Source organism: Pacificibacter marinus, from assembly GCF_900109555.1.
In the GTDB taxonomy this organism is placed as follows: Bacteria; Pseudomonadota; Alphaproteobacteria; order Rhodobacterales; family Rhodobacteraceae; genus Celeribacter; species Celeribacter marinus_C.
In genome coordinates this window covers 21,015-34,568 of the sequence record NZ_FNZV01000007.1, presented here as the reverse complement: position 1 = coordinate 34,568, position 13,554 = coordinate 21,015, and the positions used below count along the sequence as shown (strand labels likewise).

The window sequence follows — 13,554 nt, the reverse complement described above, 5'->3', positions numbered from 1 at the left end:
TATACGAGCTCATGCTCGTTCTCGTTTTTATTGGTTATGCATTTGAGGCTAGACGTGAGCAGGAAACCGCGCAATTCTGACGCAGCGTCAAATTGTCTTTTCTCTCTTTGATGGTCTTAAAGTCACATGCGCCTTTGTCGAGATTCAGACCATATATTTATATAGTTAGCCGCAAAAATGATGGCAGCTCCGATAAATACATAAAGGTCCAGTGCCTCGTTATAAAACAGCATTCCGACCACGGCGATCAGCGGTAAGCGCAAAAAGTCGATCGGCGTGACGATTGAAGCAGGGGCCAATGACAATGCCTGTGTGAGGCACAGGTGCGCGGCCAAACCGGCAAGACACAGCACAGCGATCCATGGCCATTGCGCCAAAGTGGGCAGATTTATCGAGCCATCAAAGCCAGCACAGATAAGCCCCATAAAAAACTGCATCAACGACAGCCAAAACAAGATCGAAATCAGTGTCACATTTGCGGTTTGGGTGAGTTTTTTGGTAAACAAGGCCGATCCGGCAAAGCCAAAAGCACAGGCAATGGCGCTGAGCAATCCGATGGATAGGCCTTGTTCCCCAAAGGGGCGTGCGACAATCAAAATACCGATAAAGCCAAAGGCAAAAGAAAACGCCCGTAAACGGTTGATTTTTTCGCCTAAAAACAAGATCGCGCCGATGGCGACCAAAATCGGATAGGAAAACTCAAGCGCAAAAAGCTGTGCCAAAGGAATAAGTGTGAGCGCATAAAGCCAAAGGTTTTGACCGGTGAAATGGCTTAGGTTTCGGCCCAAATGCAGATGCAGCGCCTTGGCTTTGATCTGATGTGTGCGTCCTGAAATCAGTGCTACGGCCACAACGACAAAGATACCGATCAGGGATCGAAACGTCATTATTTCAAAGGTATCAAGTCCCTTGCCAACTTGCCGCCCTGCGATAGCGAGCAACGAAAATCCGAAAATAGCGCCTGTCATCCACGTGGCTGCTTTAAGCGGGTGCACTGCTTGGGTCATGCGGTGCTCTTGGTGAAGTCGCGGGGCATATGGCGTGTCACGCGGCCCCAGTCGGATGAATGCGTGCGCTCTTGATGCGCTTCAAAGTCGCGTTCAGACCGAAATACTTCATTGACGTGAAAGCTGCACGGATCAAGTTCATCTTGCCACAGCTCGAACGATAAACAGCCGGACTCCGCCTGCGACAGCCGTTCATGTTTCGCCATCAGTGACAAAACGGCGTCGACCTCGTCTGCGTCGCAGCGCATTGTGCCTGTAAGTAATACTTTTCCCATGCCGACCTTGCTACGTGTCGGCGGGGGCTGCTGCAATCATTTTTGTGCACGTTTTCAAGCATAACCCATGAGAAAAACTGCGCAGCCTAATGAAAAAAGCGCCCCATGAGGGACGCTTTTGAAAGGGGGGTGATCACTCGAGCTCGATTGTCCCCGGTGGTTTTGAAGTCAGATCGTAGAACACGCGGTTCACGCCTTTGACCTCATTGATAATCCGCGTCATCGTTTCGCCCATAAATTCATGGGTAAACGGGTAGGTGTCGGCGGTCATGCCATCCACAGATGTCACCGCACGGATCGCTACGGCGTAATCATATGTGCGTCCATCGCCCATCACGCCCACAGTTTTCATCGGCAAAATTGCAGCGAACGCTTGCCAGATTTCATCGTACAACCCGTGTTTGCGGATCTGATCGATGTAAACGGCGTCTGCTTGCTGCAAAATCGCCAGTTTTTCGCGAGTGATCTCACCGGGGCAACGGATTGCAAGACCCGGACCAGGAAAGGGGTGCCGCCCGATGAATGAGGCAGGCAAGCCCAGTTCAAGACCCAGCGCGCGCACTTCGTCTTTGAACAATTCGCGCAAAGGCTCGACCAGTTTCAGGCCCATTTTTTCTGGCAAACCGCCCACATTGTGGTGCGATTTGATGGTCACGGATGGACCGCCTGAGAAAGACACAGATTCGATCACATCAGGGTAAAGCGTGCCTTGGGCCAAGAATTCCGCGCCTTCGATGCCATTGGCGTATTTCTGGAACACATCAATGAACAGCTTGCCGATGATTTTACGCTTTGTTTCCGGATCGGAAACACCATCCAGTTCACCAAGAAACAATTCAGCTTCGTCGGCATGGATCAGTTTGATTTTGTAATTGTCGCGGAACATTTTCACGACTTCGTCGGCTTCATTGAGACGCAACAATCCGTGATCCACGAACACACAGGTCAGTTGCTCGCCAATGGCTTCGTGTAAAAGCACCGCAGTCACTGACGAGTCTACGCCGCCAGACAGGCCACAGATAACCTGTTTGTCGCCAACCTGTTCGCGGATCGCAGCAATCGCTTGGTCTTTATAGCCAGCCATTGTCCAATCGCCGGAAAACCCTGCAATTTTGACGAAGTTTTCGTAAAGTTTCGCGCCGTTAGGCGTGTGGTGCACTTCTGGGTGGAACTGCACAGCATAAAAATGACGGCTCGCATCAGCTGTGATCGCGTATGGCGCATTCGGAGAGGTGCCGTAGACCTCAAATCCAGGTGCGATTTGCGACACGTGATCGCCGTGTGACATCCACACTTGTTCTTTGTCATTGCCAAACCAGCCGTTGAGCAGGTCCAGTTTGTGGGCGTTTGGCGTCACAAAGGCGCGACCAAATTCGGCGGTGCCGTGCCCGCTGACGACTTTGCCGCCAAGCTGTTCCATCATGGTTTGTTGCCCATAACAAATGCCCAAAACAGGCACGCCCATCTCGAACACCGATTGTGGTGCGCGGGGCGATCCTTCGCGGGTCACGCTGTCAGGCCCACCAGAAAGGATCACGGCTTTTGGCGCGAACTCGGCCAAAAATGCATCTGTGACATTCTGATAGGGGTGGATTTCACAATACACGCTCAGCTCACGCAATCGACGCGCAATAAGCTGCGTCACTTGAGAGCCAAAGTCGATGATGAGGAGGCGGTCATGGGATGTGCTGGTCATAGATCAGCGTTTAAGACGGGCGCGGGGCTGAGGCAAGATGGTTTGAGCAATCAAGGGCGTGTTTTCTATCGACTTACGCATAAAACCGCCCCCAACCCATCGCAAAAAGGTGTTGAAGGCAGTTTGATGCATCATATCGCGCCGATTTTACACGGATTGCGGACCGCGCGGCAGCAAACGGGCCTCAGCCATCAAGGCGATCAACACGTCGATGTGGCGCGCAACGCTATAGGTGGCATCGCCCTTTTTTCGGGTTTCTTCGAAGAGCGCTTCTTTTTCGATCAAGCCATCAATCACGCGCGTTGGCGTAAGTCCATGGGCAGCCCCCATGATCCGCTTCAAATCACGTGTGCGATTATAGTCGGTCAATCCAAACCGTGCTGCACGGATCAGCAAGCTTGGGCGGCGTAAAGTGGCGAGAAGTGTGTTGTCGTCAGTCATGGGACTCTCCGTTTGTATGTTTTCGCCGTGTGGCGAGATGTCTGAATGGCTGTGAAGCCTTGTGACGAGAGATAAGCACAACTTAGGCGTGTGTTGCGTATTGTTTCCAATTTGCGAACGGTCTGTTCCTGCGGCGTTTAGGGAATGTGGCGAAAGTGAGGCAAGGATAAGGCGGTTAACGGTTAGGTAACCAAAACAACCCAAGGTTGTTGATAGATTCGATACAATTTTATCTAAATGATAAGATTGTTTCCAAAATTGAAATTTTAACCAAAAGCCGTTCGTTTTTGGAACGCAACTTTTGCCAGTGACCTGAGAGGGCGAGATTGTTGGAATACGGAAAATGCAGCGCGAACACAGACACCATGTTGCCCACTTGGGTGCCACAAGAGGCCCAGCGTTATCTTGAACATACTGAGCACGGGCACACCATTCGTGCCTTGGCGCGTGATGGGGGATGTGCCCCGTCAACTGTTATGCGCCAAGTTCGAAAGATCGAATTAAAGCGCGATGATCCGTTGATTGACGAAGCTCTAAGTTCGCTCAGTCACTGCATTCAGGCCTCCACCGATAGAATTTTCGCCCCCAAAGCGACAAAAGACAAAATATCCAAGGACACAGTATCAATGAGCAAACATTCAGACTTTTCGACCTCTTTTGAGGTTTCGCCGCCCTGCGATGCCACCATCGAGCGCGAAGCGCGCCGGGTTTTGCGTCGTTTGAGTGAGCCGGGTGCCTGTCTTGCTGTGGCCAAAGACATGGAGAAAGCTGTTGTCGTGCGCGATTTGCCCGATGGGCGCACCACGCGCACCGCTGTTTTAGATCGTCCGATTGCACAGGCGATGGCGCTGAAAGATTGGATCCGTGCGCAAGAAAAAGGCAAAATCACCCGCTACACCATCACTTCGGCAGGGCGCGCGGCGCTTAAGAAATTGGTGGCATCGGATGAAAGTGCGCGGGCTGGATTTGCCGAGGCCCCCGCAACGTATAATGCAAAAGGTGGTGTTTGGGCTGTTGGGGTTGATGCCGATCCAGAAACGACCAAACCAAAACGGGTGCGCTATAATGTGGCTGAAAGTCCTGTGGTGACGCTGTCGCGTCGCCGTGACAAAGATGGTCAGATGTTTTTGCCCCCTGAACTTGTGGCCGCAGCGGAACGTTTGCGCGAAGATTTCGAGCTGGCGCAAATGGGCAGCAAAGACCCGCTAGAGTGGGATGCTTTTTTGAATGGCGCTTCGTATGGTTCTCTTGAAAAAGATGCCTCTGGGTATGGGGCTGGTCCAGCCAAGGCGCGTGTGGCGATGGCCTTAAGCGATCTAGGGCCCGGACTTGGGGACGTTGCCTTGCGCTGTTGTTGTTATCTTGAGGGCATGGAGCTTGCCGAAAAGCGCATGGGCTGGTCCGCTCGCTCTGGAAAAGTTGTGCTGCGCATCGCATTGCAGCGTCTTAAACGCCACTTTGACGAGGCGGGACACTCCAATCTGATTGGCTAACGGATCAATATAAATGTCAGGCATCATCTTCCTGATCTAGAAAAGGCCTTCGCATTTGCGGGGGCCTTTTTGTTTGGGGTAGTGGTTTGATCGAGCATTGGTGCAGATGAAAAAAAGCCCGCGATCCTAAGACCACGGGCAGTTTTAATTCTAAATCGTCACATAGATGGACCGATTATTTGGCGCTGTTGAGGTATTCCAAAACAGTTTCAGGGGATGAAACGCCGTATGGGTCTTCATTGTGGTTATCTGCCAAACCGGGCTCTTCGAACCAAGCTTCGATAGCGCCGTCTTTTACAACAGCCGCGTAGCGCCATGAGCGCACACCAAAACCAAGGTTGTCTTTGTTGACCAACATGCCCATGCGACGGGTGAATTCGCCAGAGCCATCAGGAATAACATTGACGTTTTTCAAGTCCTGCGATTGTGCCCATTTGTTCATGACAAAGCTGTCGTTGACGGACATGCAGTAAATAGCGTCGATGCCTTTGTCTGCAAATTCGGTAAATCCGTTTTCAAAGCCGGGCAATTGGAATGTAGAACATGTTGGCGTGAATGCACCTGGAAGTGAGAAAAGCACAACGCGTTTGCCTGCAAAGAAGTCATCCGTTGTTTTGTCTTCCCAGCGAAACGGGTTGTCGCCGCCGATGGATTCGTCGCGCACACGGGTTTTGAATGTGACGTTTGGAAGTTTGTGTCCAGCTTGCATAGTATCACTCCTAAGGGACTGCATGCGAATGAGATCGCAAGATTAAATACGTGTCGGCGCAGTACCTAGAACGATTCTATTTTGGGTTCAATCGCTGGCGTGAGGCAAAATGTGTGAGATCCGTGTCCGCCTACATAAGTTTCTAAAATGATTAAAAAAAGGGCCAGTTGAATACATCAACCAGCCCAATTCCATAAAGTTTTTACAGTGGCCTTAAACGTCAGCGCGCGTGATACCCATTGCATGTATCACCCCTGCAAACGCACCGCCGGCCAAAGGCGCCACGATAAAGACCCACAGGTCCGCCAAAGCTTTGCCTCCAACAAACACTGCTGGGCCGAAAGAGCGGGCAGGGTTCACAGAAACGCCCGTGATGTTGATGCCGACAAGGTGGATTGCCGTCAAAGTAAGACCGATCGCAAGACCTGCAAAGGCCGCTGGTGCGCCGTCTTGTGTTGCGCCCAAAATCACGGTGACGAACACGAATGTGGCAACGATTTCAAAAATCAACGCCGCAGCTATAGTGTATTCCCCTAAATATCCTGCGCCAAATCCGTTTTGACCCAAGCCATTTTGCACAACACTATAGTCTGGCGCGCCTTTTGCGATCACCATAATGACAAAGGCTGCGATGGTCGCACCGATCACTTGCGCAATCGCGTAGCCAACAAAATCTTTCACTGACATGCGTCCAGCCGTGACCATTCCCAACGACACGGCGGGGTTCAAATGTGCGCCAGAAATTGCCCCCAAGCCATAAGCAGCAGCCACAATCGACAGGCCAAAAGCAAGCGCGATTCCCATCATTCCGATGTGCGCCCCCATAAAGACAGCTGCGCCACAGCCGAAGAAAACAAGAATAAACGTACCGAGTGCTTCGGCGATTAATTTTCTAGACATAAAACTTTCCCTCATTACGCCCCGGTTTTGCGTTGAACTGGGAACATAGCTGCAATACCACGTATCCTCTTGCCCCGAGGTCCAGCTTGGATATAACCTAGAAAATCCGTTTCAATATGGGGAAAAATCCGTGCGCGATCTCAAAATTCCAGCCCAGCGTCACCCTGAAAAGCAAAAGCGTGCCGATAACGCCCAGCCAAAAAAACCCGCTTGGATTCGCGTTAAGGCACCCACATCTGCAGGGTACAAAGAAACACGCGACATTATGCGTGAAAACAAATTGGTAACTGTCTGCGAAGAAGCTGGCTGTCCAAACGTCGGTGAGTGTTGGTCGCAAGGCCATGCCACGATGATGATCATGGGCGAGGTTTGTACCCGCGCTTGTACATTCTGCAACATCGCCACAGGCAAGCCGCCCGAAGATTTAGATGTATTTGAACCGGGGCGTGTTGCGGATGCCGTGTCCAAACTGGGGCTCAATCACGTTGTGATCACCTCTGTGGACCGCGATGATATTGAAGATGGCGGGGCAGAGCATTTCGCTATGACCATCCGCGCCATTCGTAAAAAATCCCCAAACACGACGATTGAAATTCTCACGCCGGATTTCATTCGCTGCGACCCTAAAGTGCTGGAAATCGTGGTCGAAGCACGCCCTGACGTGTTCAACCACAACTTGGAAACCGTGCCTGGCCTCTACCCAGAAGTACGCCCAGGTGCGCGGTATTTCCACTCTTTGCGCCTTTTGCAGCGGGTTAAAGAGCTTGATCCGACCATGTTTACCAAATCTGGCATTATGGTTGGCCTCGGTGAAGACAAGCAATCGGTGACTCAAGTGATGGAAGACATGCGCGCCGCTGACATCGATTTTTTGACCATCGGGCAATATTTGCAGCCCACGCCAAAACACCACGCTGTGGATCGGTTCGTGACGCCAGAAGAGTTCAAAACCTACGAAAAAACCGCCTTTAATAAAGGGTTCTTGATGGTTTCCGCCACGCCTTTGACGCGGTCCAGTTATCACGCGGGCGATGATTTTGCGCAATTGCGTGCGGCCCGTTTGAAAAAATTCGGAACGGCCTAAGGCGTAAAAACTCAATCATGAAAACCAGCGGGGCCTCTCGCTGGTTTTCTTTTGTCTTGATCATGACGCATTGCCCATGACACAAGCCCCAATCGCGACCCGCAAGCATCGAGGCTCCCATGACCCAACCCATTTTTGAAATTTTCCTGTCCACAGTGCCCGGACTTGAGCATGTTTTGCTGGACGAGGTGGTTGAGGCAGGGTTTAAAAATCCGGTTGCCACGGGCGGCGGCGTGACCATTCAGGGCGATTGGGCCGATGTTTGGCGTGCCAATTTAACGCTGCGCGGGCCTTCCAAGGTCTTGGCTCGTATCGGTGAATTTCGTGCTTTTCATTTGGCGCAGCTCGACAAGCGCGCACGTAAATTCCCTTGGGGCGATATTTTGGGCCAAGCAATCTTGGACAATGAACTGTCAATCAAGGTTGAGGTCAACACCAACAAGAAATCCAAAATCTATCACGCAGGTGCTGCGGTTGAGCGGATTGAGCGCGCAATCCATGAGGAATTCGGCGCAAAAATCGCCGAAGGGCTTGAAGACGCCGATATCGTCATCAAAGTGCGGATCGACGACAACAATGTGATCTTTTCCATCGACACCTCTGGCAAAGGTCTGCACAAACGCGGCCACAAACAAGCCATGGGCAAAGCGCCAATGCGCGAAACTATGGCTGCGCTGACCTTGCGCGCATGTGGTTATACCGGCGATGAACCTGTGCTTGATCCCATGTGTGGTTCTGGCACGTTTCTCATCGAAGCCGCAGAAATATCACGCAATTTTATGGCGGGTCGTGCGCGGTCTTTCGCGTTTGAATCGCTCGCCAGCTATGATGAAACCGCCGTGCGCCGCATCCGCGAGGCATGGACGATCCAAAACAGCGACCAACAATTTTACGGCTCGGATCGCAACGTCAACGTGATTGGCTTCGCCAAAGACAACGCGACGCGGGCAGGGGTGGCAGGGCAATGTCATTTTACCCCAACGCAAGTCTCAAACCTTGAGCGGCCTGAGGGCTCTGCCGGTCTGGTCATCGTCAATCCGCCTTACGGCGCGCGGATCGGTAAAAAGAAAGACTTGTTTGCGCTTTACGCGTCTTTTGGCGATGTGATGCGTGAAAAATTTAAAGGTTGGCGTGTGGGCATGATCACGTCTGACACGCAATTGGCCGAGGCCACACGGTTGCCATGGAAGCCGACCGAAGCACCGATTGCCCATGGCGGTTTGAAAGTGAAATTGTTCCAAACGGGCGTTTTGCGCTAAGCTGCGCGCATTTTATTGAGTGCCTGCTTTACTGAACTGGTTTACTGAACTGGCGTGACACGTTTCAAATATTGCGCCACGGCATCGCGGTCGCTTGTGTCAAGTTTAGCAAAATTATCAACCACATGCGCCATATGTCCGCCTGCGGAATCGAAGTCGGGCGTGAAACCCGTCTCTAAATAATAAGCGATATCTTCAACTGACCACGTCAATGTGCCGGGTGTGATATTGGGGATTTTGCCGCGACCTGATGGGTTTGGCGCGCCGCCCAACCATTTTGATTTATCCATCGCCCCAAGCGCGTTGCGCGGTGTGTGACATTCGCCACAATGGGCCAAGGCTTCGACCAAATACCGTCCCTTTAGGTCTTCTTCGGTCATGTTTGGATCGGTGACCACCCAATCGCCCGCGCTGGACCCAAACAGCAATTTCCAACCGCCCAGACTGCGCCGTATGTTGAAAGGAAAGCCAACATCATGGGGTTTGCTTGGCTCGGATGACGCGGGCAAGGCCATCAAATATCCATGCAAAGACACCACATCGGCGGGATCGGTTTTCGCGTAAGACACATAAGGAAACGCAGGGTAGTAGTGCTGGCCCTCAGGTGATGTGCCGTGCAGCATCGCATTGGCCAGATCAAGCGCTGACCAATTGCCGATGCCTTGTTCGGGATCGGGCGAAATGTTGGGGGCATAAAAGGTGCCAAAATCAGATGTAAACGCCATGCCGCCGGTCAAAGAATCGCCATTTCCATCGCTGCCCGCATGACACGATGCACAGCCGCCCGCAGTGTAAACATAGGCCCCACGGTCCAAATCGGGCGTCAGATTTGCCAATAGATCAGGAGGAGTCTCTCGCGGTTCCGTCAAAACCCAAGCCACAGCAGCGCCCAAAAAAACTGTTCCAAACGCATATGTGACGATTTTTTTCATAGAGGTCTCCGCAGCTTAAAGTCGCGTGGCAGTTCAATTCTAGCACACTATAGAACTGATTTATACGGCAATTAACGCGGGATGCCGTGACGCCCAGTGCGTTCCAACTGCATCCAATCGGGCACACCGATCGTTTTTTCGATACCAACCAGAATGAGACAGACCAAAATAACGCCAAACACCAGTTTGATCCGCGTCACAGATGGCGGATGCTGAGCCCAGCGTTTGGCGCGTATCAACCACATGGGATTCATGGGTTTGCCCTATGCTGTCTCGTCATCGTCAAACACTACAGTGCCAATATAAGGCAGATTGCGGTTGGCTTGTGCAAAATCGATTCCATAGCCGACCACAAATGCATCAGGAATTTCAAATCCTGTCCATGTGGCCTTGAAATCAACTTCACGTCGCACGGGTTTGTCGAGCAAAGCGATGGTTTCAATCTTGCGGGGATGGCGCGAGCGTAGCAAGTCCATCACCGATGTCAGTGTGTGGCCTGTGTCGACGATATCTTCGACCACCAGTACATCACGTCCTTCAATGTCGCCGCGTAAGTCTTTGAATATTTTTACATTTCGTGAACTTTCCATGCCGTCACCATAGGATGATACTTCCAGAAAATCCACTTCTACATTCATATCAAGTTCACGCACCAAGTCAGCGATAAACACAAAAGACCCACGCAAAAGGCCAATGACCACCAGCTTGTCTGTGTCTGGATATTCTTTGCGAATGGTGCGGGCCAGATCTTCGATTCTGGCGGCAATTGCCTTGGCCGAAATCATAACGTCTATGTGGTAGGGGCGCTGCGTCATGGTATCCTCTTGCATTTTGCTCGCATTGGTTAGACATATCATCCTGAAATAAATAGACCAGAGACTATGCCGACGCACCGCGAAACCAAAATTATGCCCTACACCGCCCAGCAGATGTACGATCTGGTGGCGGATGTTCAAAGTTATCCGAAATTCCTGCCATGGAACGCCGCTGCACGTATCAGATCGCGCGAACAGTTCGACGATCACGAGGTGATGCTGGCGGATTTGGTGATCTCATTCAAAGTGTTCCGCGAAAAGTTCGGATCAAAAGTGGTGCTTTGGCCTGCTGAGAAAAAGATCGATACAGAGTATCTTGATGGTCCATTTCGTTATCTCAAAAGCTGGTGGCAGTTTCGCGATCTAGATGACGGCGGCTGCGAGGTCGAATTTTTCGTCGATTTCGAGTTCAAAAACGCCATTTTGCAATCGGTGATCGGTATGGTGTTCAATGAAGCGATGCAGCGGGTCGTGCGGGCCTTTGAGCGCCGCGCAGCTGAGCTTTATACCTAGACTGCAATTACATTTTGGTCGTGAAAAAGGCGGGAACCAATCCCGCCTTTTGTTGTTTTATATTAGTGGATATTAAGAATTGTGATCGTAGGCACTTTCGCCATGTTGCGCGAGGTCAAGACCTTGTTGTTCGGTCTCGTCATCAACGCGGAGTGGCGTGATCATTGCGCAGAGTTTGATCAAAGCCACAGTCACAACAAAGGTGAACACGCCGACGATGGCCAATGCGCCAAACTGCGCGATCGCATTTGCGCCATCTGCGAAAAAGATGATCATGATTGTGCCAAAGATACCGCCAACACCGTGCACCGCGAACACATCCAATGTGTCATCGATTTTGATCTTGTTGCGGATCACATTGACCATTTCTTGACACAAGATACCGGCAACGCCGCCAATGACCAGCGCCGCAACAGGGTCAACAAAGCCGGATGCTGGCGTGATTGACGCAAGCCCCGCGATGGTGCCCGTGACGATGCCAACAAGTGATGCTTTGCCGTATTTGAGCTTTTCCCAAAGCGCCCATGTGACCGATGCTGTGGCCGCTGAAATATGCGTCACCGTGATTGCCATAGCTGCACCACCATCAGCCGCCAATTGCGATCCGCCGTTAAAGCCAAACCAGCCAACCCACAGCATTGAGGCGCCAATCATGACGTAGCCAGGGTTGTGAGGTGGTTTGTTGTCGACTTTGCGACGGCCAAGCATGACAGCAAGGACCAGTGCCGCGATGCCTGCGGTTTCATGCACGACGATACCGCCTGCAAAATCCATCGTGCCAGTGTCGCCAAAAATACCGCCATCCGCTAAAAATCCGCCGCCCCAAATCCAATGGGTGACAGGCGCGTAGCACAGCAGCATCCATAGGGATGAGAACAGCATAACAAAGCCAAAATTAATCCGCTCAACGTAAGCGCCGACAATCAGGGCAGGGGTGATGATGGCGAATGTCATTTGAAAGGCGAAAAACAGCACTTCAGGGATGGTGCCAGAGACCGTATTGGCATCAACGCCAGACAAGAACATCTTGCCAAGCCCGCCCCAAAGCGGCCCACCGTCACCAAAGGCGATGGAATAACCAAAGGCCAGCCATAGGATGCTCATCACACAGGCGATGGCGTAGACATGCATGAACACGCTCAGCACATTTCGGGCGCGCACAAGCCCGCCGTAAAACAGTGCCAAGCCTGGCAGTGACATGAATAGGACCAATGCAGTTGCGACCATGATCCACGCGGTATCAGCTCCGACCATCTTCCCCTCCTTAGGATATTTTTTAAGCGTTAGCGGCGCGTAAATAGGCTTTAAAGCGGTCATGAAAGGGGCGTGAGGGGGATTTATGCGATTAAATATAATGCAATTGGTGAATTGACTTTAAAATGGGCGCAATATCGTACTATGGTTTAAAAATTAATCGTAAAATAATTTTTATACGTTCACGCTATGAGAGCGCGTCTTGCAGCCATTCCAGCGCTGTTTGCACTGTGGCTTTGCGCACATTTGCGCGGCCCAAGGGGCCGAACTCTACAGTTTTTGAGAGCGTCACTTGCCCTGTTTGCGCCAATCCAAAGCAAACGCGGCCTTCTGGTTTGAATTCAGACCCACCGGGGCCAGCAATGCCTGTGACAGACACAGAAAGCCCCGCATTTGAATGCGCAAGCGCCCCATCCGCCATTTCCAGTGCAATCGCTTCAGACACTGCGCCATAGGTTTCAAGCGTTGCGGCGTGAACGCCGAGCATGTCCATTTTAGCGCCATTGGAATAGGTGATGAATCCGCGATCGACGACATCCGATGACCCCGCAATTTCAGTCAACGCGCCAATGATCAGACCACCTGTACAGCTTTCGGCTGTGGCGATCTGAACCCCTTTGGCACGGGCCAATGCCAAAACCTGCGTGGCCAATGTCGTCACATCGCTCACATCAAAAATCCATGGGCAAGACCTGCCAAAATTACCACGCCAATCGCCGCAAAAATGCCCGCGATCACGTCGTCAAGCATCACACCCACAGCATCGCCACGTCTGTCGGCTTTGCCCACAAGGCTGGGTTTCCAGATATCAAACAGACGAAACAGGATGAAGCCAGCTAGGTATCCGGGCCAAAGTCGTGCACTTTCCACACCCATCATTTGTGCGCCCAAAGCGACGGGCCAAAGTGCAATCCACTGGCCTGCAACTTCGTCGATGACAATTTCTGATGGGTCATGTTCTTCAGTGCCCTCTGTGGCGTCTTTGGTCATCACTTGCGTTGCCCAAAGCCCTGCAATGCAAACGACAACGGTTGCAAACGCGACCAAGCCAAAACCGCCAGCTTCTGTCAAAGCCCAAAACACAGGAACGGCCGCAGCGGACCCCCATGTGCCAGGGGCGGGCTTCAAATAACCAACGCGTGCAAAGGTTCCAACGATTTCTGCGATATCTTTCAT

General features: G+C 51.9%; 16 protein-coding genes. 4 read left to right on the top strand and 12 right to left on the bottom strand.

The window, feature by feature from the left end:
- Positions 1-122: 122 nt before the first annotated feature.
- From BM025_RS10170 to BM025_RS10155, 4 genes are all read right to left on the bottom strand, one after another.
- Positions 123-1,007, bottom strand: a complete 885-nt coding sequence (locus tag BM025_RS10170) for a DMT family transporter (RefSeq protein WP_085849489.1) — start codon at positions 1,005-1,007, stop codon at positions 123-125.
- Positions 1,004-1,282, bottom strand: coding sequence for a putative quinol monooxygenase (locus tag BM025_RS10165; protein ID WP_085849488.1), 279 nt, complete (start codon positions 1,280-1,282; stop codon positions 1,004-1,006). Before BM025_RS10165 ends, BM025_RS10170 begins: the two co-directional genes overlap by 4 nt.
- Before the next feature lie 133 nt (positions 1,283-1,415).
- Positions 1,416-2,978 carry a glutamine-hydrolyzing GMP synthase gene (gene guaA, locus BM025_RS10160; protein WP_085849487.1) on the bottom strand — a complete coding sequence of 521 codons (1,563 nt, stop codon included), beginning with the start codon at positions 2,976-2,978 and terminating at the stop codon, positions 1,416-1,418.
- Between the two features lie 147 nt (positions 2,979-3,125).
- Positions 3,126-3,419, bottom strand: a complete 294-nt coding sequence (locus tag BM025_RS10155; protein ID WP_085849486.1) for a DUF6477 family protein — start codon at positions 3,417-3,419, stop codon at positions 3,126-3,128.
- Positions 3,420-3,784: 365 nt separating this feature from the next.
- On the opposite strand from BM025_RS10155, the gene BM025_RS10150 reads away from it, so the two are divergent.
- A complete protein-coding gene (locus BM025_RS10150) occupies positions 3,785-4,912 on the top strand; it encodes a DUF6456 domain-containing protein (protein WP_085849485.1) in 1,128 nt (375 codons plus the stop codon).
- 175 nt (positions 4,913-5,087) lie between these two features.
- Here BM025_RS10150 and BM025_RS10145 read toward each other — a convergent pair whose 3' ends face one another.
- Both BM025_RS10145 and BM025_RS10140 read right to left on the bottom strand, forming a co-directional pair.
- Complete coding sequence (locus BM025_RS10145) at positions 5,088-5,621, bottom strand: peroxiredoxin (RefSeq protein WP_085849484.1); 534 nt, start codon at positions 5,619-5,621, stop codon at positions 5,088-5,090.
- A gap of 213 nt (positions 5,622-5,834) precedes the next feature.
- Positions 5,835-6,521: an aquaporin gene (locus tag BM025_RS10140; protein ID WP_085849483.1), complete on the bottom strand. Its 687-nt coding sequence runs from the start codon at positions 6,519-6,521 to the stop codon at positions 5,835-5,837.
- A 130-nt stretch (positions 6,522-6,651) separates the two neighbouring features.
- Between BM025_RS10140 and lipA the strand changes: the two genes are divergently transcribed.
- On the top strand, positions 6,652-7,605 hold the full coding sequence (gene lipA, locus BM025_RS10135; RefSeq protein WP_085849482.1) for a lipoyl synthase: 954 nt from the start codon (positions 6,652-6,654) through the stop codon (positions 7,603-7,605).
- A 119-nt stretch (positions 7,606-7,724) separates the two neighbouring features.
- On the top strand, positions 7,725-8,864 hold the full coding sequence (locus tag BM025_RS10130) for a THUMP domain-containing class I SAM-dependent RNA methyltransferase (protein ID WP_085849481.1): 1,140 nt from the start codon (positions 7,725-7,727) through the stop codon (positions 8,862-8,864).
- A gap of 41 nt (positions 8,865-8,905) precedes the next feature.
- Here BM025_RS10130 and BM025_RS10125 read toward each other — a convergent pair whose 3' ends face one another.
- From BM025_RS10125 to hpt, 3 genes are all read right to left on the bottom strand, one after another.
- Positions 8,906-9,796 (bottom strand): cytochrome c, encoded by an 891-nt coding sequence (locus BM025_RS10125; protein ID WP_085849480.1) that lies wholly within the window; start codon positions 9,794-9,796, stop codon positions 8,906-8,908.
- A gap of 71 nt (positions 9,797-9,867) precedes the next feature.
- Positions 9,868-10,050: a hypothetical protein gene (locus BM025_RS10120; protein ID WP_085849479.1), complete on the bottom strand. Its 183-nt coding sequence runs from the start codon at positions 10,048-10,050 to the stop codon at positions 9,868-9,870.
- A gap of 9 nt (positions 10,051-10,059) precedes the next feature.
- Complete coding sequence (gene hpt / locus BM025_RS10115; RefSeq protein WP_085849627.1) at positions 10,060-10,611, bottom strand: hypoxanthine phosphoribosyltransferase; 552 nt, start codon at positions 10,609-10,611, stop codon at positions 10,060-10,062.
- 66 nt (positions 10,612-10,677) lie between these two features.
- Between hpt and BM025_RS10110 the strand changes: the two genes are divergently transcribed.
- Complete coding sequence (locus tag BM025_RS10110) at positions 10,678-11,124, top strand: type II toxin-antitoxin system RatA family toxin (RefSeq protein WP_085849478.1); 447 nt, start codon at positions 10,678-10,680, stop codon at positions 11,122-11,124.
- A 72-nt stretch (positions 11,125-11,196) separates the two neighbouring features.
- Here BM025_RS10110 and BM025_RS10105 read toward each other — a convergent pair whose 3' ends face one another.
- From BM025_RS10105 to BM025_RS10095, 3 genes are all read right to left on the bottom strand, one after another.
- Positions 11,197-12,378: an ammonium transporter gene (locus tag BM025_RS10105; RefSeq protein ID WP_085849477.1), complete on the bottom strand. Its 1,182-nt coding sequence runs from the start codon at positions 12,376-12,378 to the stop codon at positions 11,197-11,199.
- 187 nt (positions 12,379-12,565) lie between these two features.
- A complete protein-coding gene (locus BM025_RS10100; RefSeq protein ID WP_244515596.1) occupies positions 12,566-13,048 on the bottom strand; it encodes a CinA family protein in 483 nt (160 codons plus the stop codon).
- Positions 13,045-13,554, bottom strand: a complete 510-nt coding sequence (locus BM025_RS10095) for a phosphatidylglycerophosphatase A family protein (RefSeq protein WP_085849476.1) — start codon at positions 13,552-13,554, stop codon at positions 13,045-13,047. The genes BM025_RS10100 and BM025_RS10095 overlap by 4 nt, the downstream gene beginning before the upstream one ends.